Genomic DNA, 17,456 nt, shown 5'->3' on the forward strand with positions numbered 1-17,456 from the left:
ATAGACGATCGGTCATTCGCGCGCGATAGTGGCCAGCCAAGTGCTGCCGAACCATTGAGAGATCGCCGGGGTCCAGAAACACATAGGCACCGCGATAATTCTTCACTGTGGCTGATAACAATATCGCTTCTAGCGAGCGGAGGAATCTGATGTCGATTGCCCAACGGGTTTTCCACGGCAGGTTTGGCCGGGTCGCCTTGCTGAATATGGATCGTTCACTGGTCACCCACACCCATTCCGAATGCCATGTGCTGGTCAAAGTGTCCGGCGAAGACACTTACTTCAACGTCAACGGTCGGCGGGTTCCGCTCAGTGATCGCACGGCGGTGTTGGTCAACGCCTGGGAGCCGCATTTCTACGATCCGCAGTCGGGTGCCGGTGCCACCGTAATCCTGGCGCTCTACATCGAGCCCGCCTGGCTGGCCACTGCCCAGCAGTCGCTGGCGCTCAGCGGTCGGCCGGACTTTTTTGCCCAGTCGTGCATCGAGCTGTCGAGTCGTAATCGCACCTTGGCCGACATCCTGGTCGCCGAAGCGCATGGCTGCGGGATCGTGCCGAAAGAGCGCATGGAATTCATGCTGTTCGACTTCCTGATCGAACTGATCGAGGACTTTTCCAGCTGGCGGCATTTGTCACTACTGGGTGCGCCGAACTCAGCTGAATTCCGGGACGCGCGCGTGCGCCGTGGCACCGCCTGGTTGCTTGCGCACCTCGATGATCCGAACCCGATCGACAATGCCGCGCGTGCTTGTGGTCTGTCGCGGGCGCACTTCTTTGCGCTGTTCAAGAAAGATACCGGCATGACCCCGACCCTGTTGCTTAACGACGCTCGCATGCGCCGGGCTTTTGGCTGGCTGGAGCGTGAGCGCAGTGGAACGTTAGGCCTGTTGTCGGAGAACCTCGGGTTTTCCGAGCAAGGCCATTTCACACGGTTTTTCCGTCAGCATATCGGAGCTTCTCCCAGCCAGTATCGGCGTGTAGTGGATTGCTATGCGGCGGTTTGAACCGAGAGGAGGGCGGGAGCTATTGGGCAATGCTCCGGCCGATGAAGTTAGTCTTTCATCTTGAAAGCTAGCGGCTTGTATAGGTTACAAAAGTTGTAGAGTCTACTAATCGTCCAGAAAGTCATAAATCTCTTTCATGCGTTCTTCACGCATCAACTCTAGCTCTTCCTGAGTATCGGCTACCCACTGCAGAATGAAGTCCCAGCAATCGCAGTCGTGAGCGTCTGCTTCTGCATCAAATGCTTCTTGCAGAATTTTTAGGCGATATTCTTCCGGCGATAGTCCGCAGTTTTCAGCGAGGCTGTAGTTCAGCTCGCTGAGTTCAAGTTGGATCCATAAGTTGGCGGCCAGGAATTTCTTCAGGGCGAGTTCGGCCCTAAGTTCTTTTTCGATCATGAATGCGCTCTTGTGTCATAAAATAAGTAGCCGTTTGTTCGAGGTAGGCCCAGTGCTAAATCGGGCTATGTCAATTTCCCGCCATCATCCATCCTCTAACGCCATGAATTTCACTCAACTCTTTCACGACTCGAGCCGCGTCCTGCTTCTGTTTATATGGGCCGATGACGACAAAGTTGTTTTCTTTACGCGCTACCGGCAACTCCAGCTGCTTAATGGCTTTTGTGGCGCGATGACGGCTGGGTGTGTTCAACGCTATTTCGATCACCCACAAGCCTGATGAAGGCGAAGCTGAAGCGGTTTTTGCTATGTGGGAAATGAAGCCGCCGCACGTCAAACACGGGCGTTCCAGCGTGATTAGCGAGCCTGGCACGGTGCGAAAGACGTGCCATTGCGGATCAATGGTTTTTTTGCGGGCGAATACGGCCAAGAGCAGGCCGGTAAAAGCGATCAGACCGCTGAGAATAATCGTCCATTTGTGTGCCTGTGCGGGCAATGAAGGCAGCGTAAGTACTGGAGTTTCGTCTGGCTTTTCGATCAAAAACTGTACGGCGTCAGCCTCCGTTGAATCGGGTATGTGGGATCCGTTTTTCGCAAGGGGCGTGAGCCCGTCGGAATGTATTGTATTGAGCTCTGTCACAACTTTATTAGAGGTGTCATCGACTAGTTGCTCGAACTTTGTCACTTTTTGCTGGAGGTATGAATGGTCGACGTTATTTTGACAAATTGGTCCTGTAGACATGTAGGTCCATAGTAGTGCTGATAGTTGCCCCAAAACGCCAGTTACCAAGAAACCCAAGCCTAGCTTTCGCACAGCGGCCATCTCCAAATCAAGTGAATAGTTATTTTTCCCATTTCTTTCTGATAAAACAGGGTTCTATTGTTGATCCTGGGATGGTCTAAATTCCTGAGCGCGTCAGTGTGCCCAAGAGCCAAAACTATTGGCTGCTTTTTATTGTTTTAAAGAGCATCGGGCATGCACTTTATAGACTGCTGGTTAACGAAAAAGGCTCAGATAATCGAAAAAAAACCGTATCAGATGGATTGCAGGGTTATCCATTAAAATACTTATATTCAAGGTGGATATCGTGGCCAAAGTGCCTTACTCAAGATTCAAGCTATGCCTATGCGCTCGGTAAAAATGAAAAGATTGTTAGCCGGCCCTTTACGGTGCGGACAGGGAGAGGCTACTGAATTTTTTGTCACCCTTTCAAACGATGCCAGTGTCCTGCACTACGCTTCAGGTGCCATTCCTACCCTGGAGAGTTCTTGGTGAACGCTCCGGATATTGTGCTTAGCCCTGAAGAGTTTGCTGAACTGAGCGCTCAAAATTGAACGTTCTGCTCAATCCCCTGTTTCGGGTATTGGCCCAAGTCAAAGCGCGCGAGGTAATGATTGCCGCTGCGCTGCTGATGAAACTCGGCGGCCTTTCAATGGCGAGATCGAGATTCTGCGCAAGCGCGCTTGAGACGTAGTTACTTAGTTACGGATCATCAAAACCCTCCCACCAGACGGCATTACCGGTCGGATGCGCTGTAATATCTGGCTTGCCGGTGGTAGTCCGGACCTACGGCGCAGCTCGACAGTAGTCCGGTACTCAAAACCAGTACGTACGAACAAAGCGGGCGCATTGAAATTCCTTGAATTGATCTACGCAGTGACTATATTACGGCTGGGTAACGGGTTTTCAATAAATGTTCACAGAGCTAAGCTGAAAATATGACTAATCAAATCAAGACGCCACCATCGCGCGGTCCATCCGACCATAGCGTTCGCGATCAGGTTGTAGAAGCGGCAACACAGCATTTCGGACACTACGGGTATGAGAAAACCACGGTCTCCGATCTTGCCAAGGCTATCGGCTTTTCCAAGGCTTACATCTACAAATTCTTTGACTCCAAGCAGGCCATTGGAGAGGTCATCTGCTCGAATCGGCTTGCGATGATCATGGCCATCGTGAACTCGGCAATCAGCGATGCGCCAACAGCTTCTGAGAAGCTGCGCCGCTTGTTCCGGTCGCTTGTGGAGGCGGGCAGCGATTTGTTTTTTCACGACCGAAAGCTCTATGACATTGCAGCTGTCGCAGGCCGCGATCGGTGGCCTTCTGCCGCGGCGCATGACGAAGGCCTTCGCCAGTTAATCCAGCAAATTCTACTTGAGGGCAGAGAGTCGGGTGAGTTTGAGCGCAAGACTCCGCTGGATGAGGCGGTTCAGGCGATTCACCTGGTAATGCGGCCTTTCATCAACCCGGTGCAGTTGCAGTACAACCTGGACATTGTGTCGACAGCTCCAGTGCTTCTCTCGGCTCTAATACTGCGAAGTCTAGCACCTTAAGTATGTGACTATTGACTATATTGGTCACTATCTGGAGAATCGGTTTCCTGCTCACTTAATTGAAGTAAGGGATCCCATGCTCCGGTCCAGACCTGCATTCATTGCCGCTTTTTGCTTATTGCCTTTCGTTTTGACTGCATGCGGCGAATCGTCGAGCGTGCGCGATCCACGTATTCAACCTCCTTTGGTAAGGACCGCAGCTGTCGCGCGCGCTGATGACACATCACGCTCGTTCACCGGCGTTGTGGTAGCACGCGTTCAGAGCGACTTGGGATTTCGCGTGTCGGGGAAGGTGCTGGAACGTATGGTTGACACCGGCCAAACCGTCAAACGAGGTCAGCCGCTTATGCGTCTGGACCCCATTGACCTTGGTCTCCAGGCACTGGCTCAACAGCAAGCGGTTGCGGCCGCGGGCGCGCGAGCCAAGCAGACCGCAGATGACGAAGCCCGTAATCGCAACTTGGTAACTGTTGGTGCTATCTCCGCTTCGGCCTACGACCGGATAAAGGCCTTGGCTGACACGGCAAGGGCAGAGCTGAATGCTGCGCAAGCCCAGGCTAACGTCGCTCACAACGCAACAGGCTACGCAGTTTTACTGGCTGACGCCGATGGGGTAGTGGTTGACACCTTGGCAGAGCCTGGACAGGTCGTAAGTGCAGGCCAGCCCGTGGTCAGGCTGGCAAAGGCTGGACGGAGGGAGGCCATTGTCCAGTTACCCGAAACATTGCGCCCAGCCATTGGTGACCAGGCTAAGGCGAGGTTGTATGGAAACGGTGCGAGCGTTATCCCTGCAACGCTGCGGCTGCTCTCTGACGCTGCAGATCCACTGACGCGTACTTTCGAAGCCAGGTATGTGCTTGAGGGTGCAAACGTCAGCGCGCCACTCGGTTCAACAGTCACGATCGATATCGCTGGAAGCAAAGGCGTCCTGGATGCGTTGGCGGTACCCATTGCCGCCATCCATGACCCAGGTCAGGGGCCGGGTGTTTGGGTCATTGCAGGTACACCTGCAAAAGTAACCTGGCGTGCTGTTCAAGTGCTGGGTCTGAGTGACTATTCGGCGAGGGTGAGTGGCGGTCTTGCGGCCGGTGAACAGGTCGTGGCACTGGGGGCGCATCTACTTCACGATGGTGAGGAAGTGCTGGTGCAGCAGGGTGCTGTCGCCGCCGGGGAACGACCATGAGCGTGGGACGTTTCAACCTGTCTGCACTGGCCGTGCGCGAACGGTCTATCACGCTGTTTCTCATCTTCCTGATCGGAGTGGCAGGAACGCTTTCATTTTTCAAACTGGGGCGTGCGGAAGATCCACCCTTCACAGTCAAGCAAATGACCGTCATTTCTGCGTGGCCTGGCGCAACTGCGCAAGAGATGCAGGACCAGGTCGCTGAGCCGCTTGAAAAACGCATGCAGGAATTGAAATGGTACGACCGTAGCGAGACCTACACCCGGCCAGGCCTGGCTTTCACCATGGTTTCACTCGTGGATAAAACACCGCCTTCCCTGGTGCAGGAAGAGTTTTATCAAGCTCGCAAAAAACTAAGTGATGCAGCGAAATCCTTGCCTGCGGGCGTCATCGGTCCGATGGTCAATGATGAATTCTCGGACGTGACCTTTGCGCTTTTTGCGTTAAAAGCAAAAGGTGGGCCTCAGCGGTTACTCGTGCGCGATGCTGAATCGCTGCGCCAGCGTCTGCTTCATGTACCGGGCGTAAAGAAGATCAATATCATCGGTGAACAAGCCGAGCGTATTTTCGTATCGTTCTCCCATGAGCGGCTGGCGACACTGGGTATCTCTCCTCAGGACATCTTTTCGGCGCTCAACAACCAGAACGTTTTGACGCCTGCCGGTTCGATTGAAACCAGCGGGCCCCAGGTATTTCTACGCCTGGACGGCGCCCTCGACAAGCTTGAGAAAATCCGCAATACGCCGATTGTGGTGCAGGCCAAAACGCTGAAGCTTTCGGACGTGGCGACAGTTGAACGCGGGTATGAAGACCCCGCTACTTTTCTGGTCCGCAACCAGGGTGAACCGGCCCTGTTGCTGGGCATCGTGATGCGCGACGGTTGGAACGGTCTGGACCTTGGTAAAGCACTGGATGCCGAGACGGCCAAAATCAATGGAGGCATGCCATTGGGAATGACGCTTTCGAAGGTCACCGACCAGTCGGTTAACATCAGCTCGGCCGTTGACGAGTTCATGATCAAATTCTTCGTCGCGCTGCTTGTTGTGATGCTGGTCTGCTTCCTCAGTATGGGCTGGCGAGTGGGTGTGGTCGTCGCCGCGGCCGTACCGCTCACACTGGCTATTGTCTTCGTAGTGATGGAAGCCTCGGGCAAGAACTTTGACCGTATTACGTTGGGATCGTTGATCCTGGCGCTGGGTCTGTTGGTGGACGACGCCATCATTGCCATCGAAATGATGGTGGTGAAGATGGAAGAAGGCTACGACCGTATCAAGGCATCAGCCTACGCCTGGAGCCAAACAGCAGCTCCAATGCTTGCCGGGACATTAGTGACTGCTGTTGGCTTCATGCCTAACGGTTTTGCGCAGTCGACTGCTGGCGAATACACCAGCAACATGTTCTGGATTGTCGGTATCGCTTTGATTGCCTCCTGGGTAGTTGCAGTGGTCTTCACGCCCTATCTGGGTGTGAAGATGTTGCCAGAAATCAAGCCGGTTGAAGGCGGGCATGCCGCTATTTACGACACCCCGCATTACAACCGTTTTCGACGAGTCCTGGCTCACGTCATTGCTCGGAAATGGTGGGTGGCTGGTGCGGTCATCGCTGCGTTTGTAATGGCGATTCTCGGGATGGGACTCGTTAAAAAACAATTCTTCCCGACGTCGGATCGTCCGGAAGTGTTAATCGAAGTGCAAATGCCCTATGGCACATCGATTGAGCAGACCAGCACCACGACAGCAAAAGTCGAAGCATGGCTGCAAAAGCAGGATGCAGCAAAGATCGTCACGTCTTATATCGGGCAGGGCTCGCCGCGTTTTTATCTGGCAATGGCACCGGAGCTTCCGGACCCATCATTCGCGAAGATCGTGGTCCTGACCGAGAGTCAGGAGGCGCGCGAGGCCCTCAAGCTACGGATTCGTGAGGCTGTTGCTCAGGGGCTCGCACCTGAGGCTCGTGTTCGCGTTACACAACTCGTATTCGGTCCTTACTCACCGTTTCCTGTCGCGTATCGCGTGACGGGGCCAAATCCGGACACGTTGCGTGAGATCGCTGGCCGGGTCGAAGCCGTCATGCTGGCAAGTCCGATGATGCGGACCGTCAACAGCGATTGGGGACCACGAATGCCCACGCTGCATTTCTCTCTGGATCAGGACCGATTGCAGGCAGTCGGGCTGACGTCGAGCGCGGTAGCCCAGCAATTACAGTTCCTGCTCTCAGGTATCCCGATCACTTCTGTACGCGAAGACATCCGTTCAGTAGCGGTGATGGGGCGGGCAGCAGGAGATATCCGGCTCGACCCTGCGAAAATTGAAGGCTTCACCCTGGTAGGTTCTGCCGGTCAGCGTATTCCGCTTTCGCAGATAGGCGAGGTCAGTGTGCGCATGGAGGACCCCATTCTTCGGCGCCGAGACCGCATGCCGACAATCACCGTGCGTGGAGATATTGCTGAAGACCTGCAACCACCGGATGTGTCCTCGAAGATCATGAACGAGTTGCAGTCCATCATCGACAGCCTCCCAGATGGGTATCGCATTGAGCAAGCCGGGTCGATTGAGGAGTCAGCAAAGGCCACCGTGGCCTTACTGCCGCTGTTTCCGATCATGATTGCAATCACCTTGCTGATCATCATTGTCCAGGTACGGTCGATGTCTGCGATGGTGATGGTTTTCCTTACCGCGCCACTTGGATTGATTGGAGTAGTGCCAACACTACTTCTGTTCAACCAGCCATTCGGTATCAACGCCCTTGTCGGGCTGATCGCGCTGTCCGGCATTCTGATGCGCAACACCTTGATCCTGATCGGGCAAATCGATCACAACGGAAAGGAGGGGCTTGATCCGTTCCATGCGGTGGTTGAAGCGACTGTACAGCGAGCTCGCCCGGTATTGCTCACGGCGGTGGCGGCGATCCTGGCGTTCATCCCGCTAACGCATTCGGTGTTCTGGGGCACACTGGCTTACACCCTGATTGGAGGCACCTTAGGGGGGACCGTCATGACCTTGGTCTTCCTTCCAGCCATGTATTCCATCTGGTTCAAGATCCGTCCCGAGGGCAAACCTATTACGCAAAAACAGGGCTCATAACGCTCATGAGCAGTAACGACTGTTTTCTATCTTCAGGTCTGCAAAGCGGGTGTCGATACCGGATTCGCGACCTCATGGTCTTAGGGCTGAGTGGCGGCTTTTGGCCGATTCTGTTGAAAAAATCGACCTCGGTTTCTACGGAAGAGAAGTAAGCGTCGTAGATTGAAATTCTTAATGTTTGCGGAGGTTTTCAGGCCGAGATTTCACGTAGAAGCGTGCTAAAAGGCGGTTTCGCCGGCCAATCTTTCGGCAGTTCTAAAAAACCGATTTTTTCAACAGAATCGGCCGATTTCGGCCAGTGGCGACCGGCTGAAATCGACCCTGAACCCCGCCATTCGCTGCACCTTGTAGCTGGTGGTGTGCATATAGCTCGTGCGACGTGACAGGGCGCGCTTGCCGTCTTGCTCATTCCTTGCTCTCGGGAAACATACATCCGCCATTGCGGACCAGCGCCTTCACCTCTTCGCTCACCTGCGTGGGGCTTCAACTTAATCGATAATGAACTCCTCGAGGTCCCTTACGTACGCCTTCGAATCGTGCTTCGCGCTCCAAAGGACGATGTTGAGCACGAGGGGAATGAGGTCCAGGGCCTTCTCTGTCAGCGTGTAGAAATCCTTGCGCCTGTCGTCGGGGCAGGGTGCCTTCGAGAGAATTCATTGCTCCTCAAGAAAGGCAAGGCGGAAAGCAAGGACATTAGCTGCGATTCCCTCTTCGGACTTCCGGAACTCGCCATACGTCTTCTTACCCACCAAAACGATGTCGCGAATGATCAACAGCGACCACCGGTCGCCAAAGATCTCCACGCCATAGTTCACTGCGCAATGGGACCGAACGTCTTCTTTGGATGTTGTTTTTCATGGTTGGATCTTAATATTGCTTGCATGGTGCAAGTAAATTTCCGTGACTCACTTGCGTTTTGCAAGTGAAGAGGCCAGCATGGCTCGTACGTTGAGCACGGTCGCCGGATCGCACCGGCAGTCCATGAATGATCAACCCCCTATCTGTAAGGAAGCTGCACATGAGCACTATCAGCATCATCGGCTCAGGTGGCATGGCCGCAGCGATCGGCGGCCTTGCCGCCAAGGCCGGACACACCGTCGAGGTGATGAGCCGTGACGCCGCCAAGGCGCGGGCACTGGCCGAGCAGGTCGGAGCCGGCGCGACAACAGGAACGTTCGGCGCCGCCCCGGCGGGGGATATTGTCATTCTGGCGGTTCCCTACTCCGCCGTTCTCGACGTGGTGAAGCAGTACGGCGAGGAACTGGGAGGCAAGGTACTTGTCGACATCACCAACCCCGTCGCCCCCGACCTCACAAGCTTTGTGACCCCCGAGGACAGTTTCGGCGCACAGGAAGTCGCCAAAGCCGCCCCTGCCGACGCCGAAGTCGTCAAGGCGTTCAACACCCAGTTCTCCCACGTCCTGGCTGCCGGTTCTGTCGAGGGTCACCCGTTGGACGTGTTCATCGCCGGGGACGACGCACAGGCGAAGGCACGCGTTTCGGCGTTCATCGAGAGCCTCGGACTGCGCCCGATGGACACTGGGCCGCTACTCATGGCGCGAACGCTGGAGCATGCCTGCCTGCTTTCGCTGGGCCTCATCGCCCACTCCGTCAAGCACACCAATTTCTCAATCGGCGTCAGCCTTCTCGGCTGAGTGCACTCGCAGAACTTCTCGCATCACATCACTTACAAGGAACACCTACATGCACGTATTCGTCACTGGCGGGACCGGCCATTCCGGTCCGTACATCATCTCCGACCTCATCGCCGCCGGCCACGAGGTCACTGCTTTGGCCCGGTCGGACAGTGCGGCGGAGGCGGTCACTGCGCTCGGCGCAAAGGTGCGTCGCGGTGATCTCGATGATCTCGACGGGCTCAAGGAGGCGGCTGCAGCCGCCGACGGCGTGATCCACGTCGCGCACAGACAAGACCTGCTTCCGGTCGGCGGGCTCGACGCTGTTGCCGCAGCGGAGGTCAAGATCATGCTCGCATACGGTGATGCACTGGCTGGAACGGGAAAGCCGCTGGTCGTGTCGGGAAGCATCGGTTCGCCGACTAACGTGGGTTGGCCGGTTCCTGGGCCGCTCCAGAGCCGACCAGCGACCGAGGAGGATCCGGCTCTTTCTCCGGCTGGCGATCAATATAAGGGCTCCCTGCGGGTTCGTAACATCGTGGAGCTTACCGCAATCGGTCTCGCAGAGCGGGGCGTGCGGTCTTCGGTCGTGCGCATTTCTGAAATCATGCACAGCTCAACCGACAAGGCTGGTTTCCTTCAGGTCCTAATCGGGCAAGCAAAGGAAAAGGGCGTCGTTGGCTTCCCCGGCGACGGCTCGAACCGGTGGGCGGCAGTGCATGCCCGCGACCTCGCTACCCTGTTCCGCCTGGCGCTGGAGAAGGGTCCCGCTGGCAGATGCTGGCATGCGGTTGCCGAAGGGTCTATCCCGTACCGCGAGATCGCGGAGGCCATTGGCAGCCGTCTGAACCTTCCCGCCGTGCCCATTCCCGCGGACGTAATGATGGGGCCGGGTTTCTTCGGCTTCCTCGCGAACCTGGTGACGCTGGATACCCCGGCGTCGAACGATATCACGCGCCAGACTCTCGGCTGGACACCAATGCAGCCCGGCCTGTTTGCCGATATGGACAATGGCCACTACTTCCCTGCCGCCTGAGTGAGCTGAGGCTGTTCGCCGGGTCGCAACGGGCCTGGCGGACAGCAATGTCGCGATGCGTGATCCGTTCGACCCGAGCATGGCATACGGGAGGCGGATGCGGCCCGGCACACACGGGATACTAACCGGGGGAAGCCCGTTCAGAGACTGCGGGCAATACCCCAACTCATTTGGAGATTACACATGAGCATTATCAGCATCATCGGTTCAGGAGGAATGGCCGCGGCGATCGCCGGTCGCACCGCCAAAGCTGGATACACTGTTGAGGTGGTCAGCCGCGACCCCGCCAAGGCGCAGGCGCTGGCCGACAAGCTCGCAGCCGGAGCGACCACAGGGAAGTACGGGGCCACTCCGGCCGGCGACATCGTCATCCTCGCTGTGCCGTACACCGGTGCGGCGTCGGTGGTGGCCGACTACGGGGACGCGCTCGACGGCAAGGTGATCATCGACATCACCAACACGGCCTCCCCGGACCTCAAGGGCCTTGTCTCTCCCGCCGGCAGTTCTGGTGCGCAGGAGATCGCCAAGATCGCCCCCGCCGGCGCGCATGTCGTGAAGGCGTTCAACACGCTTTTCGGCCACGTCCTTGCCAAGGGGGGGCGCCTCGACACGTTCATCGCCGCCGACGATCAGGATGCCAAGGCGCGCGTCTCGACGTTCATCGAGAGTCTCGGGCTGCGTCCGTTGGATGTTGGCGGCGTGCACATGGCGCAGACGCTCGAGGCGCTCGGCCTGATGATGATCGGCTTGGCCAAAAACGGCGCCGGCACTTGGGACATCGCCTTGAACGTCGACATCGGCTGAATCACCGACACCTCGCCCCTCACCGGCAGGTCCATAACGTATCTGATTAGAGCGGACGCGATCAGATGTGAGCGAAACGGAGAGATTTCGATGAACGTAAAAGAGAATGTCCAGATTGTGAAGGATGCGTTTGCAGCAATCGGCCGCGGCGATATGCCAGGTCTGCTGGCGTTGTCTGCCGAAGATATTGAATGGATCATTCCGGGCGAGGACTGGCCGCTGGCCGGCACGCGACGTGGGCACGCGGGATTGGCGGATTTGTTTCAGACGCAATCTGAAACGATGGAAACTTCATTCATGGAGCCCCGCGAATTCGTAGCGCAGGGAGACCGGGTTCTGGTCGTCGGCTTCGCTAAGGGGAGAATTAAAGCGACGAATAGGACGTGGGAGGACGATTGGGTCTTCGCCATTACTGTGCGAAATGGAAAACTGACGAACATCCGGGAATATATCGATACGCAAGCACTGGCGCGGGCGTCCGAGATGGACGCGGGCTCCAAATAGTCGGTAACCAACTACGCGGAGGATTTATGATGCTTGAGAATAAAGAAATCGTCAGAGAACTGTACGCAGCCGGGGAGGGTAGCGGGAAAGACATCGCGAAGTTTATCTCCTTCTTCTCGGATGAAGGATATATGTGCGACATTCCTACCGGATTGAAGTTGCACGGGCAGGCTATTGGCGATGCTATCGACGCCTTCGCAAGTGCGTTTCCTGATGTTCACCGCGAGCTATTCAACATCTATGTCGCGGAGAATGTCGTAGTCGTCGAGCTCGCAATTCGGGGGACGCATAAAGGTAACCTCACACTTGCCTCAGGGACTGTCGCTCCAACGGGCAAGACAATAGATGTTCCGTGCTGCGACGTTTTTCATCTGGAACATGGAAAGGTCATATCCTTTAATTGCTACAACGCGGCTTCCGTAATGCAGCAACAACTTGGCCTTGCCAGCAACTGAGGAGCGGTGCTGGGAGCGGCATCAAGCGTTGCCTCACCCATGTCATTAACGTCATCAACATGTTGAAGGGCTTCGACAAGGAAGCGCAAGCAGCGGTCATCTGCACGCGATGGAACTAGGGTGAAGGACGGCAATCGGCGGCTTCATATGGCCGTAGATTCTAATTAGGCCTGGCTCGGGGTAAACGCAGATGATCGAGGCGCTCGGCCGCTCTGTGGCCACGCCCATCAGCTTACCTATGGCGGCGAGGCACTCTCGGATATCCGACCCAAAGTTGCCCTCCGTGGAGAGCAGCTATTGACCGAGGCTGTGTGAAAACGTTTTAGAGCAGGTTTGACAGTCAGGACTGGAACGAAAATCGCGTTCCTACGCAAATTTCCTGTCTGCTGATTAACCAAACGCAGGCAGATTTTACGTAGCAACGCAGACTTCAAAACGGTGCATGCGTTTTCACACAGCCTGGACCCAAAGCTGACGGTGGCGACAGGCAGAGTAGCTATGGCTCATTTCAACCCTCCATTCTGTTCCTGTCTGACCGCTGACCGCTGACCGCTGACCGCTGACCAAAGCGCCTAAGTGCTGTGGATCTCCCGCTTGGCCATTGGATTTTCAAGATAAGTGCCCGCCAGTCAATTGCGGTCGATCTGCTGCATGTGCATCTCAGACATGCGCTCGCCATGAACCGTTAATTTGGAGAACTGCTGCTCCATGGCCGAGAGGTCTTCGCTTGTCAGCTGAATATTCAGCGCGCCAAGGTTTTCAGTCAGGTGATCGACTCTGCGTGTACCGGGGATTGGCACGATCCAGGACTTCTGTGCAAGTAGCCAGGCAATCGCGACTTGTGCAGGTGTCCCGCCTTTTGCTGTGGCCACCTTTCTCAGGATGTCCACGACCGGCATGTTCGCTGTCATGTTCTCAGAGAACATGCGGGGGAATGTCCCTCGGAAATCGGTCTTCGGATCGAACCTGGTATTCGCGTCCATTTTGCCGGTCAGATAGCCTTCACCCAGCGGCGCCCACGGCACAAAACCGATTCCCAGCTCTTCACAGGCCGCGAGTACGCCGTTGTGTTCGGGGTCACGATGGAAGAATGAGTATTCCGTCTGGATTGCCGACACAGGTTGTACGGCATGCGCGCGGCGAATGGTTTTGGCACTGGCTTCGGACAAACCAAAATGCAGGATCTTGCCATCTGCAATCAGATCCTTGATTGCGCCCGCTACGTCTTCAATGGGCACATTGGGATCGACGCGATGCTGGTAATAGAGATCAATCCGGTCGGTCTGCAAGCGTTTTAGAGATTCCTCGACAACCTTTTTGATGTGCTCCGGACGGCTGTTCAGGCCGAGGGTGCCGTCGATGGCGAAACCAAATTTGCTGGCGATTTTCACTTGGTCTCGAAACGGCTTAAGCGCTTTACCGACCAACTCTTCGTTGGTGTATGGGCCGTACACCTGCGCCGTGTCGAAAAACGTCACACCTTTTTCAAAAGCCGTGCGAAGCGTTTGAACGCCTTGATCAATATCAGCAGGTGGGCCGTAGTTGGCGCTGATGCTCATGCAACCGGCGCCAATGGCCGAAACTTCTAGATTACCCAGATGACGTTTCGTCATTTTTACAGTCCCTCCCGTAAGGTTTTTCGAGTTCTGGACAGCGGTAGGCGGAAGCGAAGACCCTGCCCATGCCGAAGTTCCAACTGCCAAGGCAGCCCCTGTGAGTGCGGCTTTGGTTACGAACTCACGACGGCCAAAAGAGGTGAAAAATTCAGAACCTGTTACTGGCTTGTCGCTGTCCATAAAAACTCCTGATTGCGTATGTTTCATGAGGACGTCACAGACTGAATGTGAAGCCAATCTAGCAGCGCACCCGATAAATGATTAGATGGTATGGTAGGAATGGACCTATATCAGTTGGATATCAATCATGCGAGACACTAACGACCTTGTTGCGTTTCTGACGGTCGCGCGCGAGCGGAGCTTTACCAAAGCAGCGGCTCAATTGGGGACGTCACAACCAGCCCTGAGCCGAACGCTCAGACGTCTCGAAGAGCAATTGGGTGTGCAGTTGCTGACTCGCAGTACCCGAAGCGTTTCGCCGACGGAAGCTGGAGAACGCTTGATAGGCTCTATCGGTCCGCACTTTGAAGGCATCGAAGCTGGACTGGCAGATCTGTCCGAGCTAAGCGGAAAACCGGCAGGCACCTTACGGATCACCTCGGTGGAACACGCCTCAGCAACGATCCTGACTCCGGCAGTCAGCAAGCTCATGCTGGATTACCCAGAGGTCCGGATTGAAATCAACAATGACTACGGCTTGGTCGATATCGTCGAGCAGCGGTACGACGCCGGGATTCGTTTAGGCGAGCAGGTGGCCAAAGACATGATCGGGGTTCGTATAGGTCCGGACTTCCGACAGGCAGTGGTCGGTTCTCCTTCATACTTCAAGCGCAGGGCCAAACCCGTGACGCCTCATGATCTGACTGCCCATATCGGAATCAATTTACGTTTGCCTACATCGGGAGGGCTTTGGTCCTGGCTGTTTGCAAAGGAGGGGCGGGAGGTCAGGGTTCGTGCGGAGGGTCACATGGTGTGCAACACAGTCCCGCTGATGCTGGACTTCGCGCTCGCGGGCGTCGGACTTGCTCATCTCCCGGAAGACGTCGTTGAACATCACATCCTGGAAGGTCGATTGGTACGGGTTTTAGATGATTGGTGTCCTGTTGTGACGGGGTATCACCTCTATTACCCGAGTCGTAGACAGCCCAAACCTGCGTTCAGGCTTTTGCTGAATTTGCTGCGTTCAGGCGTGTGATGTGTCGTCGGAAATATGGCCAAGCGAAATCGGCCTTGAGCGGTAATGACCACTTATGGCCGGTTGTGTTGAAAAAGTCGGCCGTGGGACTCTAGCTCTATTTCGAGCGGTCGAAGCCCACGAGGCCCGATTGTGGGTGCCTTGCTGGAAAAGGGTCTTTCCAGACAACGGCCGAAGGTGGCTGCGGGCTTCGAACACTCAAACGACAGTCTTAGTTGCTCCCGGGAGCATTTGGATAGTCATCTCCAATTTGTTGGGAAGCCTCTACTTCATCGTCAGCAAATTGCTCTGCTGCAACAGGCGCGTTGGGATGCATCGAATGTGAACCGCTTCTTCCGATTGCCTGGATGGGTCCATTTGCGTTGTCGGCACTGTTGTTGTATTCAACGTTGGGAGCCGAGTTCGTCGAGGGCTGGTAGGAAGTGGATTCGCTAACGGTGCTGGTCCTATTGTGTTTTTTTGGTGGGTCCGCGAACGCTGTCAGGCAGGCTGCGGCGAGCAGCGTTGCGGTCACGGCGCTCAGTAGGGTTGTGCTCATTGTTGTACGCCTCCTTTAGAGTCGCACAATTAAGTTTGGACCTTGAGGCAAAAAACAGAACTGTTGGCGACCAACGGCATTGCTTGCCAAATGGCTACTCCCCGTATGTCTGGATACCTCTGGACGAAGTAGAGACTCGAGAAGAAGAAGAATAACGCGCTGCAGAATGCACTTACGCGTTGGCCCCAAACCGACAATGACTATGCGCGATCAATACGCCCGGAGTAACAGCCCCGCTTGGCATTGTGGACGTGGATGTAGCTCACGTCTGGATTATCAAACATCCGAGTAATGATCGGTTCTATTGCTGTTCCCTCAGCGACATCTGCGTCGAGCATCATCCCGTCCGCTGCGTAAGCACGAAGGGATAACAGGCGTATCCGCATTGCCTCAGGAACCCGATCCACTACGTCATAGGTCCGAGTTGCACCCTCGCGTATGAAAATAGCGTGTGAGGCTCGGTAGGGTGTGTTGGCTGGCTGGCAGACATGATTGAGTAACAGCACGCTCTGACCCAGCTCTGCATCTTTCATTTCAATACGGTCAGGAAAACCAGGCTTGCTGTCGACGATGTAGCGCTTTATCCCACGTGACGTTAGTTCCTGGTCAGGCAATCCAAACAATGGCTGGAATTGTTCAGGGGAAAGGCCAGATATACGGAAGGCCATGGTCGGCTCCTGTTGAAGTTGAGCCTTACAATAAGAGTGTTCGCCCTGTGCTCGCGCTCCGATTCTTGCTACCGAAAGTGTTTCTTCAACCTAACGCTTCCATCAAATGGTCAACAAAACAGCGCAACTTCAATGTCATTTGGCGGTCCGCCGCGTACAGCAAGTGGATAGGGCGCACAGGTCCCTCGTAAGCGGGCAGTACCCGAACCAGGAGGCCGGATGCCAGGTCGCTCGCAAGGGCACGCTCGTAGCCGATCAAGACACCAAAGCCATCGCGCGCAGCTGCACGCAAAGCCTCCCAATCATTGACATGCAGGCGCCCGCGCACGGGTACCTCCGTGACCTGCCCATCTTGCTCGAAATGCCAATAGCGGCTGAGGTCGGATACCCAAGGGGCAAAGCCCAGACACTCGTGGTTGATGAGATCTAAAGGCAGTTGCGGCGTGCCGTGCGCAAGCAGGTAAGCTGGCGACGCACAGGCTACAAGGCGATAGGGCTGCAAAGGCCTCGCTACCAGCGCGAGATCTTTTTGCAACGGCCCGAGGCGCACCACAGCTTCATACCCTTCCTCCACCGGATCGATCAGGCGATCCGATAAGGTCAGTTCCACGTCAATTTCGGGATAGCGATCAAGAAATCGTGTAACTAACGGTACTAATTCATGGCGCCCAAAAGTGACTGGGGCATTAATGCGCAGACGACCTTGCGGCTTCGCATGTGAAGACTGGACCAGTGAGTCTGCGGCTTCCACTTCGGCAAGGACCGATTGGCATCGGTCCAGATAAAGACGGCCGAATACCGTCAAGCTTTGCTTGCGGGTTGTCCGGTTCAATAAACGGGTTGCCACCCGTTGCTCAAGCGCCTCGATATGTTTGGCCACCATCTGTGGCGACATACCAAGCTTTTCCGCTGCGGCAGCGAAGGACCCGTAGCGAGCCGTCTGAACAAACACCGTCATGCTGGTCAGTCGATCAAGCATTAACAATCACCAGTTGTTAAAAGAACAA

17 protein-coding genes are annotated in these 17,456 nt (G+C 55.7%); 10 read left to right on the forward strand and 7 right to left on the reverse strand.

Going from position 1 to position 17,456, the window contains the following annotated elements; translation table 11 throughout:
- The first annotated feature begins 149 nt into the window (after positions 1-149).
- Positions 150-1,004, forward strand: a complete 855-nt coding sequence (locus AFK24_RS05715; protein WP_065832312.1) for a helix-turn-helix transcriptional regulator — start codon at positions 150-152, stop codon at positions 1,002-1,004.
- Between the two features lie 105 nt (positions 1,005-1,109).
- Here AFK24_RS05715 and AFK24_RS05720 read toward each other — a convergent pair whose 3' ends face one another.
- Both AFK24_RS05720 and AFK24_RS05725 read right to left on the reverse strand, forming a co-directional pair.
- The gene (locus tag AFK24_RS05720; RefSeq protein ID WP_065832313.1) at positions 1,110-1,400 is read right to left on the reverse strand and encodes a DUF6388 family protein; all 291 of its coding nucleotides are present in this window, start codon (positions 1,398-1,400) and stop codon (positions 1,110-1,112) included.
- Positions 1,401-1,470: 70 nt separating this feature from the next.
- Complete coding sequence (locus AFK24_RS05725) at positions 1,471-2,142, reverse strand: SPOR domain-containing protein (protein ID WP_240500343.1); 672 nt, start codon at positions 2,140-2,142, stop codon at positions 1,471-1,473.
- 977 nt (positions 2,143-3,119) lie between these two features.
- Between AFK24_RS05725 and AFK24_RS05730 the strand changes: the two genes are divergently transcribed.
- The 3 genes from AFK24_RS05730 (at position 3,120) to AFK24_RS05740 (ending at position 8,000) form a co-directional block, all read left to right on the forward strand.
- Positions 3,120-3,734 carry a TetR/AcrR family transcriptional regulator gene (locus AFK24_RS05730; protein WP_065832314.1) on the forward strand — a complete coding sequence of 205 codons (615 nt, stop codon included), beginning with the start codon at positions 3,120-3,122 and terminating at the stop codon, positions 3,732-3,734.
- A 76-nt stretch (positions 3,735-3,810) separates the two neighbouring features.
- Positions 3,811-4,917, forward strand: coding sequence for an efflux RND transporter periplasmic adaptor subunit (locus AFK24_RS05735; RefSeq protein WP_065832315.1), 1,107 nt, complete (start codon positions 3,811-3,813; stop codon positions 4,915-4,917).
- Positions 4,914-8,000 (forward strand): efflux RND transporter permease subunit, encoded by a 3,087-nt coding sequence (locus AFK24_RS05740; protein WP_065832316.1) that lies wholly within the window; start codon positions 4,914-4,916, stop codon positions 7,998-8,000. The genes AFK24_RS05735 and AFK24_RS05740 overlap by 4 nt, the downstream gene beginning before the upstream one ends.
- 653 nt (positions 8,001-8,653) lie before the next feature.
- Here the strand turns inward: AFK24_RS05740 and AFK24_RS31865 are convergent.
- On the reverse strand, positions 8,654-8,815 hold the full coding sequence (locus tag AFK24_RS31865; protein WP_346424274.1) for a winged helix-turn-helix transcriptional regulator: 162 nt from the start codon (positions 8,813-8,815) through the stop codon (positions 8,654-8,656).
- A 203-nt stretch (positions 8,816-9,018) separates the two neighbouring features.
- Here AFK24_RS31865 and AFK24_RS05750 point away from each other — a divergent pair, with 203 nt between their 5' ends.
- The 5 genes from AFK24_RS05750 (at position 9,019) to AFK24_RS05770 (ending at position 12,432) form a co-directional block, all read left to right on the forward strand.
- Complete coding sequence (locus AFK24_RS05750; protein WP_065832317.1) at positions 9,019-9,654, forward strand: NADPH-dependent F420 reductase; 636 nt, start codon at positions 9,019-9,021, stop codon at positions 9,652-9,654.
- Between the two features lie 49 nt (positions 9,655-9,703).
- Entirely contained in the window at positions 9,704-10,669 is a 966-nt protein-coding gene (locus AFK24_RS05755; RefSeq protein WP_065832318.1) for an SDR family oxidoreductase, read from the forward strand.
- Between the two features lie 183 nt (positions 10,670-10,852).
- Positions 10,853-11,473: an NADPH-dependent F420 reductase gene (locus tag AFK24_RS05760; RefSeq protein ID WP_065832319.1), complete on the forward strand. Its 621-nt coding sequence runs from the start codon at positions 10,853-10,855 to the stop codon at positions 11,471-11,473.
- Positions 11,474-11,563: 90 nt separating this feature from the next.
- Positions 11,564-11,977, forward strand: a complete 414-nt coding sequence (locus AFK24_RS05765; RefSeq protein WP_065832320.1) for a nuclear transport factor 2 family protein — start codon at positions 11,564-11,566, stop codon at positions 11,975-11,977.
- A 26-nt stretch (positions 11,978-12,003) separates the two neighbouring features.
- Positions 12,004-12,432, forward strand: a complete 429-nt coding sequence (locus AFK24_RS05770) for an ester cyclase (protein ID WP_240500344.1) — start codon at positions 12,004-12,006, stop codon at positions 12,430-12,432.
- Between the two features lie 629 nt (positions 12,433-13,061).
- On the opposite strand, the gene AFK24_RS05775 is transcribed toward AFK24_RS05770, so the two are convergent.
- Complete coding sequence (locus tag AFK24_RS05775; RefSeq protein WP_065832321.1) at positions 13,062-14,045, reverse strand: aldo/keto reductase; 984 nt, start codon at positions 14,043-14,045, stop codon at positions 13,062-13,064.
- A 310-nt stretch (positions 14,046-14,355) separates the two neighbouring features.
- Between AFK24_RS05775 and AFK24_RS05780 the strand changes: the two genes are divergently transcribed.
- Entirely contained in the window at positions 14,356-15,243 is an 888-nt protein-coding gene (locus tag AFK24_RS05780; RefSeq protein ID WP_065832322.1) for a LysR family transcriptional regulator, read from the forward strand.
- Positions 15,244-15,454: 211 nt separating this feature from the next.
- Here the strand turns inward: AFK24_RS05780 and AFK24_RS05785 are convergent, their stop codons facing one another.
- The 3 genes from AFK24_RS05785 to AFK24_RS05795 all read right to left on the reverse strand — a co-directional run bounded on the left by AFK24_RS05785 (position 15,455) and on the right by AFK24_RS05795 (position 17,428).
- Complete coding sequence (locus tag AFK24_RS05785; protein WP_065832323.1) at positions 15,455-15,781, reverse strand: hypothetical protein; 327 nt, start codon at positions 15,779-15,781, stop codon at positions 15,455-15,457.
- 200 nt (positions 15,782-15,981) lie between these two features.
- Positions 15,982-16,449: a DUF1203 domain-containing protein gene (locus AFK24_RS05790; protein WP_065832324.1), complete on the reverse strand. Its 468-nt coding sequence runs from the start codon at positions 16,447-16,449 to the stop codon at positions 15,982-15,984.
- An 85-nt stretch (positions 16,450-16,534) separates the two neighbouring features.
- Positions 16,535-17,428: a LysR family transcriptional regulator gene (locus AFK24_RS05795; protein ID WP_065832325.1), complete on the reverse strand. Its 894-nt coding sequence runs from the start codon at positions 17,426-17,428 to the stop codon at positions 16,535-16,537.
- Positions 17,429-17,456 lie beyond the last annotated feature (28 nt).

The organism is Pseudomonas syringae (genome assembly GCF_001698815.1).
Taxonomy (GTDB): Bacteria; Pseudomonadota; Gammaproteobacteria; order Pseudomonadales; family Pseudomonadaceae; genus Aquipseudomonas; species Aquipseudomonas syringae_A.